The sequence below is a fragment of the Acinetobacter sp. 1294243 genome (assembly GCF_000588015.1).
GTDB classification, from domain to species: Bacteria; Pseudomonadota; Gammaproteobacteria; order Pseudomonadales; family Moraxellaceae; genus Acinetobacter; species Acinetobacter pittii.
This window is the reverse complement of sequence record NZ_JFXG01000001.1, coordinates 88,534-106,268: the sequence shown is the minus strand read 5'-3', so window position 1 is coordinate 106,268 and position 17,735 is coordinate 88,534. Positions and strand designations below refer to the sequence as shown.

Below are 17,735 nucleotides of genomic sequence, written 5' to 3'. Positions count from 1 at the left end.
GTAAAGTGATTTAAAGCGTAGTATGAACTTTCCTTAGTGAAGATAAGAAGATAAAAATGTCAGGTTTTAAAAGTTTTTCTCAAAATACAACTAACAACGCTAATGTCGTTAAAGCCCAAATGAATAAGCATTCTGCAACACAACCATCTACTGAAACTCAACCATCAGAAGTTCCTGGCACCGTAAAAGATCTGCCTGAGAATAATGATCAACCTGATCCAAATAACAAATAATTTCTTATTAACAGTGCCTTGGAAGTTATTTTGAGGTCTTGCTACTATTAAGAATAAATTAGTGCACTGATTTATTATACTATTAACTACTTTTATCAATTTGATTTGTTTAGTTATTTTAAGAAATTGCAGCCATTCATTCCAGAAAATTGATATGACTAGTCTCTCAGATATGAGGGGCTTTTTTAATTGTATTTCTAGTTAACCAGTACTTACCCACTCATTAAAAAGAGCACCTCAGTGCTCTCTCATCCTTATTGATTTTTGTATAAGGCAAAATTTATTGCCCTTTCATATGCCTGTTCCTGTAACTCCGTATATACATAAAAGTGCTGTTCTGCTTTGGTAACAGGATTAATAAGTTTCATGGGTTCATAACTATGAGTATTTAAATCATTAGGATCAACATCAAAAGCTTCTAATTGCTGCTCTCTCCATTCTCCACTTAGTACACCACCTACACAAAGCCATTTCGTTGTATTGTCTGACATATCTAATCCATATTTTGGAGGTGTTTACATACCATAACACGCCGTTCTTTGAGCTGTATTATTTTTTTCATGACTAAAAAATCGATCATCTAATTAAATGACTTCTTCAGTAAAGTAATTTTAAGATCCATCACAATAAAAAAGCCCATCTTCCGATGAGCTTTTTAGTTAATTAAGATTATTAAATGCATTAGGCTTTAAATTCTGCTAATACAAAGTTTTTTACTATTTCATCAAAATTAGGTTTCAGAAGAGTTGGCTTGCTATCTTTTATAGTTTTATACCAATAACTCGCTGCAACTCCCATACTAATCAAAGCTAACAATTTCATTGCTCACCTCACTTATTGGGAAGAGTGAAACTTAAAGTATCATTCGTGTTTGTAGCGTTCCAACTCGTTTTAGGGTGGTTTCTGTATATTTTTTAAGCACTATGTAATAAATAAAGCCCATATCTTTGTGAGCTTTCTTTAAGGTCAGTAGTGCAATTTACTTACATCACATCCATTATAACGCAAAAAAGATTTATTCTTCGGTTTTAACTTCGTCTGTAGCTGGAGTAATTATAAATGGTTGAGTGAAGTAAACTGGATAATCCAGATTCTTATATCTAAGATTCAGCTTTTCCTGAAATTTCATAAAGTTTGCAGCTCTTATCATTTTTAAAATTTTTTCATCTTGCTCTAGATCACCACTACTCTTAGTAAGAACTACCTCAAATGAACCATTTTTATAAAGTTTTATACGTGCCTCTGCTGTTAGATCTTTTGGCGCTGATTTAGAAATATGAGTACTTGGAACTTTATCATTTCCATAGACAGACATGCCAAGAGTTAAAACAAATAGTCCTTTTACTAAATATCTTTTTATCATATTTTACCTATAGTTACGTTTACTCATATTTTTATAAATGCTAGGATTAAATAAATCATTGAATAACCTAAATAATATGAGCTTTAGTATTTATTTACCAGCTAAATCTTTTAAAGGGACACATAACAATACTATTATCGAAGGTAGTTTCGAATCTGGTTCATTTGAAGGCCATCTTTTCTTTAATGGAAATTATTTACTATTACCATCCAAGAGCTGCGGCAATTTGAACTGCTCCTATTGCAGAAGCTAGGAACAAAAAGATTGCAGGCACTTCTATAGCGACAAAAAGTCGCATTACTTGCCAAAAAATTACTTTATCATGTTTTCATGATAGATAAATTCTCTTAAAAAAATTAATAAAATTCTGTTTTAAAGTATCTTTCTTATTCATTGGAATGCCCAAACTTTTAATTCGCTCATCCAATTCATTATTTAATGGTTTAATAAATTGCATAAAGCTAGAGAAACACCAGAAAAATAAAAAACTGATAATTGCTAAAGTAAATATCCAAAAAACTAACCACTGATAAGTCCAGATAGGTAAATGAACAGCTCGATAAAGTAATAATAAGCAAATCGAACCTAATACTGATTGAGTAACTAGATTTGACATAAATTTAGAAAAGGCTTCTTGCCCGTTCTCACTTAAAATATACATAGAAAATTCCTAAAAATATTAATTTTCATAAAGTTAAAGTTATTATGTTTGCAAACATGTGAGTAAAGATAATTGTATTTTTAATCTTCAGCAAGATACTTAATAATTGTTATTCAACAAATTATATACTTTTTTACAACTGATTTTTTACATTAATTATGGTCTAATTCTTTTTAAATCCAAAGCGCCAACTTTTCCCAGTTAGCGCTTTTTTTGTTTACAATTTTCTGATTATTTTTTATAAAATTCTCTAGCGGTGTATTAAGCCAATGATCAATTTACAGCTTATTCTCAGCTAAAAATAACTGATTAATGTACCCGAACAAAAAAACCTCACCACCACATCCCTCTCTTCCAAACTTTTTGAGCTTAAAATCTGGAACATCAAGCCATCAATTAAGTTTAAAAAAAAATTGGCATCGGGCTTTAATGAATGAGTGTCCAAACTAAAAACCAAATCAAAAAGTTCTTTAAGCAGCTATTTTCTATACTCAATTGCCATGTGGTAGGCCTGCGAGTAAATCTGTTTAGTTTCAAAAATGGCTTTAAGTATGCTGTGCCGCCCAATTATGCCACCACACCTCAAGCAGTAAAACTAAGAAAAAAGAGACCTTTTATGGCCTCTTTTTCTAAAAAATAGAACTTGGTAAAAGATTTTAAATTTATTTTTTCATTAGTTTAAAAGCAACTACATAGTCACCGGGCGGTGTTTGCATAAAGTAATGGCCACCTGCAACAATAACAACATACTGCTCTCCATCAATAGAATAAGTCATAGGTGTTGCTTGTCCACCCGCAGGTAATTTGGCACTCCAGATCGACTTACCAGTTTTACTGTCAAAGGCATGCAAACGGTTATCAGTTGCAGCAGCAACGAATACAACTCCACCATCTGTAATAATAGGCCCACCATTATTAGGTGTACCAATATTAATAGGTAAATATGTTGGCAATCCAAATGGACCATTGTGCTCTGCTGTTCCCAAAGGTTTTTGCCAAATCACTTTCTTGGTGTTCATATTAATAGCAGTAACCATTCCATATGGTGGTTCATTACAAAGCACATTGGTAATTGGAGCATAGAATGGTTGAACATTTACTGCATAAGGAGATTCAGCCATTGCTGCAATTGAGCCATTTTTCTTAGCACTAAATTTCGGATCATCCATCGGTAAAATACCTTCTTGATCTGCTTTAGCTCTTGCAACCAACTGATTGTACATTGGGGTATTACTCCAGTTAGCGATCAAAATACCATTTTTAGGGTTATAGGCTATGCTTCCCCAATCACTACCACCATTAAATCCAGGATATTGAATCCATGGTTTATTAACCGTAGGAGGAGTAAATTCACCAACATAATATGCTTGTCTATATTTAATACGACAAAGCATTTGATCAATTGGTGATATGCCCCACATTTTTGATTCTGTTAAATCTGAAAACCCTAATCGAGGAATATCTACAGACCATGGTTGTGTAGGCGAACGCACATCATCTGGAATAACAGATTCAGGAGCTTGGCGCTCGACAACTTTTGAAATGGGTTTGCCTGTAATTCGGTTTAATACAAATGTTTGTCCTCTTTTTGTTGGCATAATGAGCGCTGGAACAATCTTTCCTGATTGATCTTTATAATCAAGTAGAGTTGCTTGTGATCCTAAATCATAATCCCATGCGTCCTTATGAACAGTTTGAAAGCTCCATTTTTTTACCCCTGTTTGAGCATCCAATGCAACAACTGCGGTAGAAACTTGATTTTCTTCTTCTGTACGTAAAGCGCTATAGTAGTCGGGCGCCGAACTTCCAGTTGGAACATAGACTGTATTTAATTTTTCATCAACAGTCATAACTGTCCAAGAGTTAGGCGTACCACGGCTATAGGTTTCACCTTTTGGAGGTAATCCATGTCGATTTGGTTGTCTTACATCCCAAGCCCATTTAAGAGAACCAGTATCAACATCATATGCACGTATTACCCCGGATGGTGCTGTACGGCGTTGGTTATCTTGAACTTTATGGTTGACTACAATTACTCCATTTACGACAGGGGGTGGCGATGTAACAGCCATGAATCCTGGAACTGTATGACCAATTCCTTCTAGCAAGTTCACATGTCCGTTTGTACCAAATTGGGGACATGCCTTTCCTGTTTTTGCATCTACCGCTATAAGTTGCATATCTAGCGTGCCTTCAATCACCTTTTCATGACATATTTCATTCTCAGGAATTACTTTTGAAGTATAGAACGTGACACCGCGACACACTGCAGTCGACGGTAATTTCTCGTAAGCTAAATTGTGTTTATATTCCCAAATTTTCTTACCAGTACGCGCATCTAATTTCAGCATGTTATTAGTAGCAGTACACAAGTAAAGAGCATCATTGACTTTAATTGGTGTTGTTTGGGCAGCCCACTTATTTTTTTTATCTACAGGAGGCATATCTCCTGTACGCGTTACCCAGACTTGTTTTAATTGATTAATATTTTCAGGGTTAATTTGATTAGTGGGTGAAAAACGGGTTGCCTGCACATCTCTTCCATAATACCGCCAATCACTATCTGGTTGAGTACTATCCGCATGGTATACATTTGAAGTATTTTGAGGAATTTGGCTTGTATCGAGAGAAGTGAAATAGGGATACCATGCTAATGCACCTGCTATAACAAAACATGTAACAATTAAGCCGGTAAAACTATAAGCAACTCTTTTTCGTATACCATGCGCAATATATGGCAGGAGTAAAGATAAAAAAATGCGAATACAGCTATGGTCGCTATACGAGGTATCCAGCCCCAAAATCTTGTACCAGACTCCCAAATTGTCCAAATGAGTGTGTACACAAAAACTATGCCAAAGATTTTAGCGCCTATAATCTTGTTTAGATACAGATATATACTTGATATTACGAGTAATAATCCAGTAATGCAGTAATACCAAGATCCATTTAATATTATTAAATATGCTCCACCACCAAACAAAGTCAGAGCAAACAATAACTGTATCACTGCATAAGCTTTTATAAAAAAGCTTGCACTCCCTATAGATTTAGAGCCCATTATTCCCTCTTTTTAAATTATTTTTAAACATAATTCCAAGCCATATCTTTAAAATCACCGTATATAATTTCTATTCACAGTCACAGTATCTAGATTTAAAAATTTTGCGAAAGGTTAGGTGAATTTTAAAGGAATAGAGAGTGTGAATAATGCTTAAAAACAGTAGAAGATAGATTTTTCTACAGACAAATACTTTTACAAAGACACTATTAATTATAATTTTTTTAAAAAGCTAAACTATCGCTAAAAATGAAATTATATGTTGCATTTTTTGCAACATAAAAAAATAAATAAAAAATAACAATAGTTTATATTAATATTTTTATAAAAATGTATTTAAAAAATATCTTTCACTCTCTCAAAATACATGGTAAAAATCATATATAAAAAACAAATAGATACACAAAAATTTCTTAAAAAATACTCTACTAAAATATACATTTATTTTTCAAGCTATTACTTATTTTCAGTAAAATTACAAAAAATAAGCATATTATAGAAAAATAAAAATCTTAATTTTTGATGCAGCCCCTATGAAAGACCTGAACGATTTATACATTTTTTCCCTAATTGTAGAGCATGGTGGATTAAGCAAAGTTGAAGAAAAAACTGGTATAAGCAAATCCAAATTAAGCCGTAGATTATCTACATTAGAAAAAAATCTAAATATTAAACTACTACAAAGGGACTCTCGACAAGTCAAAATGACTGCTATTGGCGAACAAATTTATCAATATGTTCAATCTATGCTTAAAGAGGCTCAAAATGTTTATGATTTAATTGATCAATGTCAAGAGGAGCCAATAGGTACTATTAATGTGAGTGTTCCAATTGGAGTTGCAGAAAGACAATTACCTTTGATTGTTCCAGAATTTATGGAGAAATACCCTAAAGTTGCAATAAACTTTATAGTGACTAATAAAAAAATTGATATATTAAAAGAATCAATAGATATTTGTATTAGGGTCGGCTCTAGCAAAGAAGTTGATAACAATTTAGTAATGAGACATTTAGGCTATCTTGAATCCGTTTTAGTCGCTAGCCCTGAATATATTCAACGGTATGGAATACCTAAACATCCAAATGAATTAAATAATCACAAATTATTAAGCAACAACCTGGATAATGAAAATCAGATTTGGTTTTTTGAAAATTTAGAACAAAAGTTAAATACAAGTATAAAGCCATTTATTAAAGCTTCAAGCCTAACATTACTCATGTCATTAGCACAAGATAACCAAGGTATTGCTTTACTCCCTCTTATCAGATGCCGAGATTTAATAATTGAAAAGAAACTTATAGTTATTTTACCTGAATGGAAACTTCCTAAAGGAAATTTTCATATAATATTTCCACCTAGAAGTGGAGCACTTCCCGCATCTAAAGTTTTTCTCGATTTTTTAATTGAAAAAATGCCAAATTTAATCAATAAAATGCAAGCTATAACATAATTTATCTTTAATTTATTTAAATTTCATTCTACAAAATACGTTATTTCTATAATCTATTTTATGACTATAAAATATAAAAGAGGAACACTCGTATGTTCCTCTTTCTACATAAAATTTATTGAGAAAAACTTGATTCAAACTTTAGAACTTCTTGTATAGAACTTCTTTTTTCCAAGTTATATTTCAAATTGAGAATCTTAGGCCATTTCTCTAAGTCTATAGAAAAATAGTCACACCAATGAAGCATTACAAAGAAATAGAAATCTGCGATTGAGATTTCATTGCCGTTTAAATACTGATTTGACTGAAGTTTATTTTCAATAAAATCAAAATTTCTTGATAACTTGTGTTTGGATACTTCAATCCAAGGATCAATCTTTTCTTTGTAGAAAAAAGCAGAGAAATTTTTATGTATATCCATACTAATAAATGACAATAGACTCATCATTTCATAACGTTCAAAAGAACTAGATTTGGGTATTAGATTTTTCTCTGGAACCAAGTCAGCTAAATAAGTCAGTATTGTTGTAACTTCAGTTATGACTTTACCATTTTCAAGTCCAAGTGCTGGAACTGCCCCTTTAGGATTAATCTTTAAATAATCCAATCCGGATCCAGTGACTTTTGTTGATAAGTCTACAAACTCTGTATCAAATACTTGCCCTGTTTCTTTTAAAGCAATATGAATCGCCATTGAACAGGCATGAGGATAAAAAAATAATCTCATTGATAACAACCATTATTTAAATAGAAAAATAAAGGTAAAAATACAAATATGTACCTTTACCTTTTGAAATTATTTAAGTTTCTTATCTACACTCAGGCCGCCTGCGCCAAAGATAACAAGAGCCAGTAGACCTCCAGCCATTGAAATGTTTTTCATAAACATAATTTGGCTGTTCATATCAGAACCACTGTGAAATAGCACTGCTGCCACTAACGAGAAACCAAACAATAGAAATGCTGCAAGTCGCGTTTGAAGACCAATCAATACAAGGAAACCACCTCCAAACTCAACCAGAATTGCTAATGGCAATAATGCAGACGACACTCCCATAGACTCCATATATCCAGCATTACTCGAATATTGAAATATCTTTCCTAATCCGGATAAGACAAAAATTACAGCTATCATTACCCGCATTAGAAGTGATGCAAATCCAAATACTTTTGGATGTTGGATAATTTTTTCGATTGCGTTATTTATTCTAGTCATGATTATTCTCTCTCAGTTTGGAGCAGGAATAGCAAACATTTGTGGAATACTATTAATTGCTTTGCTAATTGATTGAGAACGAGTTGGAAAAGCCATTCCTTCAGCACGTACTACAAATACGTCTTGTATACCTAAGAAATTAAAAATATCTTTTAAATAAGATTCTTGATGATCCATAGGAAATTGATCACCATAAGCACTACCGCGAGCACTCACAATAATCACTTTCTTACCTGAAACTAAGCCTTGTGGCCCATTCTCTGTATATCTGAAAGTCCGACCTGCAATTAAAATTCGGTCTATCCATGCTTTCAATGTAGTGGGAATACTCAAGTTGTACATCGGTGCCCCTAGTACAAAAATATCTGTTTCTTCAAATTGTTGAAGAATACGTTCATCAACTTGTGCTTCTTCACTCAAACTATCAAAGTGTTTTGAAAAATGTGGAAGTGGCTCTACATGCAAGTCACGATAGGTTACCTCTAAAGGCCCATGTTTTTTTAACTCTTGAACAACTGCTTGCCCAATCTCCCGAGTAGCCGAGAATTCACCGAGAGCACTTGAGTCTAAATGTAAAAGTTTCATTTCATACCTATAAGGGTTTTAAGTCGTGAAATGAGTTTATTCGTTTTATATTTGCCACTTAAGCCCTATAATCGGGAACATATGTTGCAAAAAATGCAACCAACAAAGATAAAGTTCGAAGTAAGATAAATTATTGGTTCATTAAGGTTAAAACACCGATGAAAGATTTAAATGATTTATATATTTTTGCTTTAATTGTCGAACATGGTGGTCTAAGTAAAGTAGAACAAAAAACAGGTATATCTAAATCAAAATTAAGCCGAAGACTCTCAAATTTAGAGAAAAATTTAAACGTTAAATTATTACAACGAGACTCGAGACAAATTAAGCTTACGGCAATCGGCGAGCAGATTTATCAATATGTACAATCAATGCTTTTAGAAGCGCAAACTGTTTATGACTTAATAGATCAGTTGCGCGGGGAGCCGATTGGATCAATTACTGTAAGCATTCCTATAGATGTTGCAGAAAGAATTATGCCTCTCATTCTTCCTGAATTTATGGATAGATACCCCAAAGTAGAAATCAAATTTATTGTTACCAACAAGAGAGTTGATATTCTTAAAGAATCTGTCGATATCGGGATCCGTATTCGACAGAACTTAGATAGCGATCACAATTTAGTGATGAGACATCTTGGTTATACACAATCAGTATTAGTCGCCAGTCCACAATATCTCAACCAATACGGTACACCTACGCATCCTAGCGATCTAAGTAAGCATAAATTATTAAGTAATATCGAAAATGAAAATCAAACTTGGTTCTTTAGCAATCAAACTATTAATGAAAACGTAAGTTTGCCTATAAAACCATTTATCAAAGCTGCAAGTTTAACTTTGCTTAATTGTTTAGCTACCGATGGAAAAGGTATCGCTTTGCTGCCTTTGTTAAAATGCAAAAGCCTGATATTAGAAAAGAAACTTATCGTCGTTTTACCTGAATGGGAACTTCCAACTGGAAATTTTCATTTAATCTTTCCATCTCGGAGCGGTGCTTTACCAGCATCAAAGGTTTTTCTTGATTTCTTAATCGAAAAAATTCCTCCTCTACTTAAAGAAATGCAGGATATCTAATTAAAATCAATATATAAAAAGTCTATACCCGATTTTAGGTATAGACATTTTTTACTATTGATAGGCATACATTAATAAAGCTGTGATTTCACCATTCTTTGGAACTGAAGTTTCAAACCCATAATATTGTCCATATTTTGGTCGTAAATATTCAGTTGCCTGATTACCTATTGCATCAAGATATGCTGGTAGCTGGGCCATATGTGAATTTGTTTTCTGAGGATCAGGAGCTCCTACTCCCCACTGCACTACGCCATATGATTGGCCCACTGCTTGTTTCATATCTTTTAGGAACTCTAAATAGAAATCTACATCAGCTTTAGATCCAACATTTCCATGGCCACCACTCAGAAATACCCAATTTAAACTTTTTAATTCTTTTAAATTTTCTTCAAAATAAAGAGGAACTTCAGCACCAGCGAAACCCCAATAAGGTAATTGATCGGCATTTATTAGATCGGGAATATGTGCAACTTTCTCACTTGGAATTAACCAAACACCTGTATCGGCAGTATGTGCTGCATATTTGAAACCATGTACCTGAACATTCACCCCTTCAAAATTAAAACTACCATTTTTAAAAGGAATTGTTTCCGTAGGTTTTGGTAATTTACTTTTAATTCGGTTTAAAAGCTCTGCTGTAGCATCAGATGAAATAATACGTACTTTGACCCCTGCCTTTTTAGAAGCTTCAACAATTACTGGAGCTGAGCTGATATGGTCAGCGTGCGCATGCGAATAGACAATTGTTGTAACAGGTAGTTTTGTTACTTCTGAGATCGCTTTTAAAATCTTTTCTCCAGCATTTTCAACTGGGTCAAATAACAGTACTCCTTTTTCACCTACATAAAACATCGTTCCATAAAATTGAGATTGAAAAAAATAAGTATGTTCTGTCATACGTTGCAGTACATACTCTTGCTGAAGATTTCGGTTATATAGCCGGTCAATTTTTTCCGATGGATTTAAAGCTTTTTTACTCGATTGGGAAACATAAATCGCATTTACAGTAGAGGGAGCTTCTGGAATATCTATCGTACTTTGAGCATTGGCTCCATGACTTATGTTCAAATACATTAAGCCTAGTAGTGTGGTATTTAAAAAGATCTTTTTCATTCGAAACCTCAGATATACAATTAAATTAAATGTTCTATACTTGATAAAAACATTCTTATATTTCTGATTTCGAAAGATTAAAACAAGCTACTAAAATAAGAACTTAAGTTGCAAAAATAAGAACAGTCAGCAGTTATTTTTTAACTTAATATTCTCGTATTAATAAATTTTTTTTAAATATAAATGCTCAACGCTATTTTCTAGATTCGTAACAGGCTTTTTTTAAGTTTTCCATTGCCTCTGCTGGCATAGGTGCTGTCATCATTGCATGATAATTCATACATTCTGGGGTCTCTTCCTTTTGCACATTCTGATTAGTAACACAGGCAGAGATAATAAAAGGGATAGATAATATTCCTAACAATTTCATAAGCAAATTCCCAAATTATGATGAAATAATTCTAAATAATTTTATTTTAATATATGTTTGATTTTGTTAAAAAAGAAAATTTACTTCATACAACAACTTTAAAAAAATATTAATTTTTAAAATGAAACAATTAATTGAAAAATATAACTTAATTAAAATTTGGAATTATCGGATATAAATCTGGATAAATTGGATATCTTATATCCTATAAAAAACAATAATAAAGCTTAAAAGCATCTTCATCTTTAACCTAAATTCATAAAACCTATTCTACATTTTTATGAATATTTAAATAAATTTCAGGAATGTATATGATTAAAATAGATGTGAACGATATTGTAGATAGAGAAAAACTAGCCCCCCTCCAGTGGGTAGTCTTTGTTTTAGGTTTCTTAGTATTTTTCTGTGATGGACTTGATACTGGAATCATAGGTTTTATAGCACCACCTTTGTTAGATGAATGGCAAATTTCAAAGGCCGAATTAGCTCCTGTATTTGGTGCTGCTTTAATCGGTATGAGTATTGGCGCCTTAATATCAGGTATTTTTGCAGATAAGTTTGGCCGAAAGAAAATAATGATTATCAGCATGCTAATCTTATCTATATTTACAATAATCTCTGCTTACTCGACCAATACAGCAGAACTCATTATCTATAGATTTATTACTGGACTTGGGTTAGGTGCAACAATGCCTAATGTTAGTACAATCGTTTCAGAATATATGCCTAAAAAGCATCGAGCATTTCTCACGGGTTTAGCTGGTTGTGGATTTCTAATGGGAGTATCTTCTGGAGGGTTCCTTTCAGCTTATCTATTAAAAATTTTTAGTTGGTCTGAATTATTAATTATTATTGGCTTGATACCTGCATTACTTACCCTTGTACTCATTTTCTCCCTGCCTGAATCCACACAATTCCTTATTATCAATAACCAACAGAATAAAGCACTTTTAATTTTAGAAAAAATACATGGAAAAAAAATTGAGAAAGAGTTTGTCTTATCTTTAGCGGAAAAGGAAGTTGTTGAACAAAATAATCCACTTAAAGATATCTTTAGCAAATACTTATTTGGTTCATTAATGTTATGGCTTTGCTCTTTTATGAGTTTATTAGTGTTTTATCTTTTTACAAGCTGGATGCCTACAATTTTAAAAACTGTTGGTTTTGATCTACAACAATTAAGTCTTATGTCTACTTTATTCCCATTCGGGGGTGTGATTGGAGCTATGATCATGTGTAGATTTATGGATAGATTAAATCCAACCAAAGTGATTACTTCTTCATATTTCTCGGCATTCTTATTATTCATTCTTCTTAGCTTTACGCATACAAACATTAGCCTCTTTTCAATACTGATCTTTATGATTGGAGGCCTATTAGCAGGTGCCCAAACAGCATTATTTCCGTTAGCTACTCTTTTTTATCCAGCGAACTGTAGGGGCTCTGGCGTTTCATGGATGCATGGAATAAGCCGTATTGGGGCAATTTTAGGATCATTTTTAGGTTCTTTCATTTTTACTTTAAAGCTAGATATGAGTTCAATTTTCTTAAGTTTAGCCGTACCTAGTTTTATTGCTTTTATTTGTTTAGCACTTAAGTGGTATCGGGAGCTAAATATAGCTAAACAAAAATTTAAAGTTGTCTGAACTAATTAATTACTATCCTTTTATTAAATAAATTGTTATCGAGGCTTATATGACAGACCTATTCTTCTCAAATCTTCAAGAAAGAGAAATTCAATACAATGCAAGAAATTCAGTGGCTGATTTTGATGCTTGTATGAAGGAATATGCACGACTTGCGCAGAAATCCAAAGATGCGATTACAGGCTTATATAATCTACATTACGGCTTAGCTAGAAGAGAAACATTAGATATTTTTCCAGCAAAGAAACAGCCTTCACCAATTTTTATCTATATCCATGGAGGCTATTGGCGGGCACAAAGTAAAGATGATGCTTGCTCTATGGCTGAAAATTTTGTAGCACATGGAATAGCGGTGTCTACAATTGAATATAGCCTCTGTCCTCAAGCATCACTTTTTGAAATTGTGAGAGAAGTAAGAACATCGATTGCTTGGATTTACCATAATGCTAAAAATTATGGCATAGACCCTGAGCAAATATATATAGGCGGGAGTTCAGCTGGAGGACATTTGGTTGCAATGCTGTGGAATGATTGTTGGCAAGAAGAATTTAATTTGCCAAAAAATGTCATTAAAGGTGTTCTTGGGTTAAGTGGCCTTTATAATTTATTACCCTTATGTGATACCAACATTAATGAATGGCTTAAACTCAGTCCAGAACAAGCAACTAACCTCAGCCCTTATGAAAATTTACCATTGCCAGAAAATGCTGCACCACTCATACTCAGTGTAGGAGAGCTAGAGACAGAAGGTTTCAAAAATCAAACCAATTTTTTCTACTCAATATGCAAAGAAAAAGGATTAAACGTTTCATTAATTAAAGATGAAGGACATAATCATTTTGATATTGTGAATACCCTTGCCGACAAAGATAGTCTGTTATTTAAAAAAATGTATGAAATAATCTCTGACTAAGTTTATAAGATTATGGCTCTTTCAATAGAGCCATCTATTTATAAATGTATTTGCTTATTTGTAAAAAACCTCTCCCCCACCACATCCCTCTCTTCCAAACTTTTTGAGCTTAAAATCTGGAACATCAAGCCATCAATTAAGTTTAAAACCATATCCGCACTTGGTTTTAACGCATGATGGGTGTCCAAACTAAAAACCAAATCAAAAAGTTCTTTAAGCAGCCATTTTCTATATTCAAGCGCTATACGGTAGGCCTGCGGGTAAATCTGTTTAGTTTCAAAAATGGCTTTAAGTAATAGATAGTACAGGCTATTAAAACTGACATGTAAAACAATAATCTCTTTAAGTTTATCGCTTGAGGTTCGGTAACGGCTTTAGTAGATAATTGCCAGCACTTCTTCTTTGAGTTTGCTTTTTTGAAAGGATACGCACATTTCAATAAGCCGCTGTTTTGAGTGAAAGTAATTATAAAAAGTGGCTTTAGGAATTTTGGATTTTTTGACGATTAAGTCCACGCCCGTATTGTGAAATCCATAGATATTAAACAGCTCAATTGCTGTATGAAGAACCTGTAATTTTTTGGAAGATCTTTCTAAAGTTGGCATCGTTTTACCGTTATAAATTCTTGTTGTTGCTAAAAGAGATTAAAAAGCCTGTGCCTTTTCTGGGAGAAAAAAAGGCACAGCAAAGCCGTAAAGACTGTGCTTGGCACATCTCAAGTTTTATTGTTGCTAAGTTTTGGTCGTAATGATTTAAAGCCTGAAAAGCCTATGGCTCATCAAACTGCTTTAAATTGATTTAAGTTGTGTCGAGATAGATTTTGACAGTGACTGCCAATAATTTATGAATGTGCATAGCCAACTCCTTCTTTTGGGAGTTCTGCCAAAGCATTATAAATTATGGTGGCAGAACGGAAGCGGGTTGACGGACTGGTTTCGACATCCAGCACACTCGAAAGTGTCCCACTCCCGTCCTACCGCTACGGGAGGGAACGAGGTGCGCACACAAGACTACTCCTCAGAAGAAATAATCCTGATGTGGTCGAATAAACGGTCCGTCAAAACCGACTGGCAATGTAGGCCAGCCCGCAAATGGTAATCTTCAAAAATTAAGGTGTCAATGTGAAATTGGCTAGAAATTATTTAATTAAATTATTGTTTTTCATTTAATTACATAATTAAGAAAAACCTTAAATATTGGCTTAACAATTTGCTTTTATAACAGCACTCTAACGCTTTCTTTTTATTATGACTGCGCTTACTCGGCCATAAATATTTTAAATTTTGAGACTAAAAAAGGAGGTATTAGCCTCCTCTTTTATTTCAAACTAAAACATCTGGTGGTAATTAAATACCTTTATCTGCCAGATATTACTGAAGATTCTTTGAGTATGTTTTAGGTGATATTTGTGTGATCTCTTTCTTTTCTAGACGATTTAGCAAAGTGCCAAAGATTGCAGCAACAATGTACATAAATAATGAATAAACTGCTGCTGGCATAGCGGCCATACTGCTTGCCATTACTGTAAAAGCAATGGTCATGGCTAAGGTACTGTTATGAATTCCAATTTCAAACGCGCAAGCTTTTGCCTGAAAGCTATTTACACCCAATAATCTTGGAACAAAATAGCCAACCATTAAACTACATACGCAAAACAGCAAAGTTGCCAATCCAATTTGTCCAATATACGTCATCAGATTTTGATAATCTCGTGCAACTGCTAATATGATGATCGATACGAGAAAAACGATAGCAAAGATACGCACAGGTTTATTGAGCTTTTCAGCCGTATGCGGCGCAAAATGACGGACTAACATCCCGATCCCAACGGGCACTAAAATAATGAGAAAAACCTGTATGATTTTAGAGAATTGCAAACCTACATTTTGCCCATTTTCCATAAAGTGCTGTATTGCAAAATTCACGATTAACGGAAGTGTAAAAGCAGCAATGACCGAATTTATAGCCGTTAAAGTAATATTTAAAGCGATATCCCCTTTATAGAGATAACTAAATAAATTAGCTGTTGGCCCGCCCGGTGACGCAGAAAGGAGCATTAATCCAACAGCAAGCATGGGTGGTAAAGCAAGAACCTTACAAATAATAAATGCAATACCGACTAAAATAACCAGTTGGCAAAATAATGCGATAAAGACCGCTTTTGGGTGTTGTCGTACGCGTTTGAAGTCATTTATGGTCAGCTCTAGACCTAACCCAGCCATAATAATTGCAAGTGCAATTGGTAAAAATACGGTAATTAATCCTGAACCCATAATCTCATTCCTTTTTTTCCATTTATTGATGGACCTTCTAGTCCCATACGCTTATGTTTTTAATTAAACAATTAAAAATTCTTATTAAACCTTTAGTTCTTTTCTTAAAATTTTACCCACATTTGACTTGGGTAATTCATTAATAAATTGAATATAGCGTGGTTGTTTGTAGCCAGTCAGGTTCTCTTTTGCATAGATTTGGATTTCTTCAACCGATAAAGAGTCATCCTTTTTGACAATAAAGGCTTTCGGCACCTCACCCGATTTTTCATCTGCAATCCCAACCACGGCGACTTCTAAAATTTTTGGATGTTGGGCTAAAACTTCTTCAATTTCGTTCGGAAAAACATTAAAGCCTGAAACTAAAATCATGTCTTTTTTACGGTCAATAATTTTGGTATAGCCTTTTTCATTCATAAAGCCAATATCACCCGTTCTAAAGAAACCATCAGCAGTCATGACCGCTTTCGTTTCTTCAGGTAAATTCCAATAACCTTTCATGACCTGCGGGCCACGAATTGCAATTTCTCCAGTTTCACCGGGTGCTAATTGATGACCTTCATCATCCAAAATAGTAATATCCGTGCTCGGTACAGGAATACCGATCGTGCCACTAAAAGTATTAGAGATTGGTGGGTTAAAGGTCGCCACAGGAGAAGTTTCTGATAAGCCATACCCTTCACGGATAATACGTCCTGTCAGTTTTTCCCATCCATCGGCCGTGGATTTCAAAATTGCCATACCGCCGCCAGTGGTAATTTCTAAACGGCTATGGTCCAGCTTATTAAAGCCTTCATGATGAAGCAGCGCATTAAATAAAGTATTTACAGCAGGAAAAACCGTAGGACGATATTTTTCAAAACAATGTACAAGAGCATCTAAATCACGCGGATTTGGAACTAAAACAGTGGCATAACCTTTATTCATTGCACTGTGCAATAAACAGACAGTAAAACCAAAAATATGATAAAGCGGTAAGGCACAGATTGCTATTTCATCTTCGAAAGCATCTCGGTCACCAAAGTAGCTTTTAAAAACCACATTATTTTGTAATAAGTTGGCGACAATATTTTTATGGGTTAATTCTGCGCCCTTGGAGACACCTGTTGTTCCGCCCGTATATTGTAAAAGCACAGTATCTTCAAGAATAAGCTTAGGACGTATATAGTCTTGGGCATTTGCCTTCAATAAGATTTGCTTAAAAGCGTATTTTTTAGAATCTAAGGTGTCTAATTCAGTAGGTTGCTCGACCAACATTTCAGTCATGGTGGTGGTAATAATTTGTTCAACCGCCACTTGCTCTTTGACAGCATCATAAACAGGTAAAAGTTGTTCTAATATAAATAAGACTTTTGCGCCTGCATCATTTAATTGATGCTTTAACTCGCGGGCTGTATAGAGGGGGTTAATATTGACCAGAATGTAACCTGCACGAATGACGGCAAGTGAAATAATTGGGTACTGAATAATATTGGGCATCATCACGGCAACACGTGTACCTTTTTCTAGCCCTAAACTTTGCAAGAATGTTGCTATTTGTCGACTATATAAATCGATTTCAGCATAAGAAAAAGATTGATCTGCAAATATAAAAGCCTTTCTTTGCTGGAACTTTTTAAAACTGTTGTCCCAAAAATCGAGAAGTGAAGTTTGTTCATCCGGCAATGTAATCGTACTTTCTATATTCCATTGCTTATATTCATCTAACCAGATCTGATTTGTCATCTTATTGTCCTTTTATGAGAGGGAGAAATGGAACTGTTCCTACTCC

16 protein-coding genes and 3 pseudogenes are annotated in these 17,735 nt (G+C 33.9%); 5 read left to right on the top strand and 14 right to left on the bottom strand.

Annotation, left to right across the window (positions count from 1 at the left end):
• Window positions 1-56 precede the first annotated feature (56 nt).
• Window positions 57-233 carry a hypothetical protein gene (locus J655_RS25285; RefSeq protein ID WP_162900695.1) on the top strand — a complete coding sequence of 59 codons (177 nt, stop codon included), beginning with the start codon at window positions 57-59 and terminating at the stop codon, window positions 231-233.
• 254 nt (window positions 234-487) lie between these two features.
• Here J655_RS25285 and J655_RS05470 read toward each other — a convergent pair whose 3' ends face one another.
• The 6 genes and pseudogenes from J655_RS05470 to J655_RS0104125 all read right to left on the bottom strand — a co-directional run bounded on the left by J655_RS05470 (window position 488) and on the right by J655_RS0104125 (window position 5,318).
• Complete coding sequence (locus J655_RS05470) at window positions 488-724, bottom strand: hypothetical protein (RefSeq protein ID WP_017481067.1); 237 nt, start codon at window positions 722-724, stop codon at window positions 488-490.
• 190 nt (window positions 725-914) lie between these two features.
• On the bottom strand, window positions 915-1,055 hold the full coding sequence (locus J655_RS24260; protein WP_000770264.1) for a hypothetical protein: 141 nt from the start codon (window positions 1,053-1,055) through the stop codon (window positions 915-917).
• A 193-nt stretch (window positions 1,056-1,248) separates the two neighbouring features.
• A complete protein-coding gene (locus J655_RS05460) occupies window positions 1,249-1,596 on the bottom strand; it encodes a TonB C-terminal domain-containing protein (protein ID WP_017403358.1) in 348 nt (115 codons plus the stop codon).
• A 328-nt stretch (window positions 1,597-1,924) separates the two neighbouring features.
• Window positions 1,925-2,257: a hypothetical protein gene (locus tag J655_RS0104130; RefSeq protein WP_228132269.1), complete on the bottom strand. Its 333-nt coding sequence runs from the start codon at window positions 2,255-2,257 to the stop codon at window positions 1,925-1,927.
• 295 nt (window positions 2,258-2,552) lie between these two features.
• A pseudogene (locus tag J655_RS25475) lies at window positions 2,553-2,810 on the bottom strand (TetR family transcriptional regulator); the annotation flags it as partial.
• 109 nt (window positions 2,811-2,919) lie between these two features.
• Window positions 2,920-5,318 (bottom strand): annotated as a pseudogene (locus J655_RS0104125) (membrane-bound PQQ-dependent dehydrogenase, glucose/quinate/shikimate family).
• A gap of 533 nt (window positions 5,319-5,851) precedes the next feature.
• Between J655_RS0104125 and J655_RS05450 the strand changes: the two are divergent.
• Window positions 5,852-6,769: a LysR family transcriptional regulator gene (locus J655_RS05450; RefSeq protein ID WP_032006253.1), complete on the top strand. Its 918-nt coding sequence runs from the start codon at window positions 5,852-5,854 to the stop codon at window positions 6,767-6,769.
• Between the two features lie 115 nt (window positions 6,770-6,884).
• On the opposite strand, the gene J655_RS05445 is transcribed toward J655_RS05450, so the two are convergent.
• The 3 genes from J655_RS05445 to J655_RS05440 form a co-directional block, all read right to left on the bottom strand.
• Window positions 6,885-7,496, bottom strand: coding sequence for a glutathione S-transferase family protein (locus J655_RS05445; protein WP_032052084.1), 612 nt, complete (start codon window positions 7,494-7,496; stop codon window positions 6,885-6,887).
• A gap of 69 nt (window positions 7,497-7,565) precedes the next feature.
• Window positions 7,566-7,985, bottom strand: coding sequence for a DoxX family protein (locus J655_RS0104120; RefSeq protein WP_032052083.1), 420 nt, complete (start codon window positions 7,983-7,985; stop codon window positions 7,566-7,568).
• Between the two features lie 12 nt (window positions 7,986-7,997).
• Window positions 7,998-8,570, bottom strand: coding sequence for an FMN-dependent NADH-azoreductase (locus J655_RS05440; RefSeq protein WP_017403365.1), 573 nt, complete (start codon window positions 8,568-8,570; stop codon window positions 7,998-8,000).
• 158 nt (window positions 8,571-8,728) lie between these two features.
• Between J655_RS05440 and J655_RS05435 the strand changes: the two genes are divergently transcribed.
• On the top strand, window positions 8,729-9,646 hold the full coding sequence (locus tag J655_RS05435) for a LysR substrate-binding domain-containing protein (RefSeq protein ID WP_000654049.1): 918 nt from the start codon (window positions 8,729-8,731) through the stop codon (window positions 9,644-9,646).
• Between the two features lie 54 nt (window positions 9,647-9,700).
• Here J655_RS05435 and J655_RS05430 read toward each other — a convergent pair whose 3' ends face one another.
• Window positions 9,701-10,762: an MBL fold metallo-hydrolase gene (locus tag J655_RS05430; protein WP_032052082.1), complete on the bottom strand. Its 1,062-nt coding sequence runs from the start codon at window positions 10,760-10,762 to the stop codon at window positions 9,701-9,703.
• Between the two features lie 193 nt (window positions 10,763-10,955).
• Window positions 10,956-11,132, bottom strand: a complete 177-nt coding sequence (locus J655_RS25280) for a hypothetical protein (protein ID WP_017481060.1) — start codon at window positions 11,130-11,132, stop codon at window positions 10,956-10,958.
• A 311-nt stretch (window positions 11,133-11,443) separates the two neighbouring features.
• Here J655_RS25280 and J655_RS05425 point away from each other — a divergent pair, with 311 nt between their 5' ends.
• Window positions 11,444-12,778, top strand: a complete 1,335-nt coding sequence (locus J655_RS05425) for an MFS transporter (RefSeq protein ID WP_032052081.1) — start codon at window positions 11,444-11,446, stop codon at window positions 12,776-12,778.
• A gap of 49 nt (window positions 12,779-12,827) precedes the next feature.
• Window positions 12,828-13,691 (top strand): alpha/beta hydrolase, encoded by an 864-nt coding sequence (locus J655_RS05420; protein WP_032052080.1) that lies wholly within the window; start codon window positions 12,828-12,830, stop codon window positions 13,689-13,691.
• Window positions 13,692-13,729: 38 nt separating this feature from the next.
• On the opposite strand, the pseudogene J655_RS25080 reads toward J655_RS05420, so the two are convergent.
• The 3 genes and pseudogenes from J655_RS25080 to J655_RS05410 all read right to left on the bottom strand — a co-directional run bounded on the left by J655_RS25080 (window position 13,730) and on the right by J655_RS05410 (window position 17,689).
• Window positions 13,730-14,296: pseudogene (locus J655_RS25080) on the bottom strand (TetR/AcrR family transcriptional regulator).
• A gap of 765 nt (window positions 14,297-15,061) precedes the next feature.
• A complete protein-coding gene (locus tag J655_RS05415; RefSeq protein WP_014206870.1) occupies window positions 15,062-15,964 on the bottom strand; it encodes a bile acid:sodium symporter family protein in 903 nt (300 codons plus the stop codon).
• Between the two features lie 84 nt (window positions 15,965-16,048).
• Window positions 16,049-17,689: an AMP-binding protein gene (locus J655_RS05410; RefSeq protein ID WP_032052079.1), complete on the bottom strand. Its 1,641-nt coding sequence runs from the start codon at window positions 17,687-17,689 to the stop codon at window positions 16,049-16,051.
• Between the last annotated feature and the right edge of the window lie 46 nt (window positions 17,690-17,735).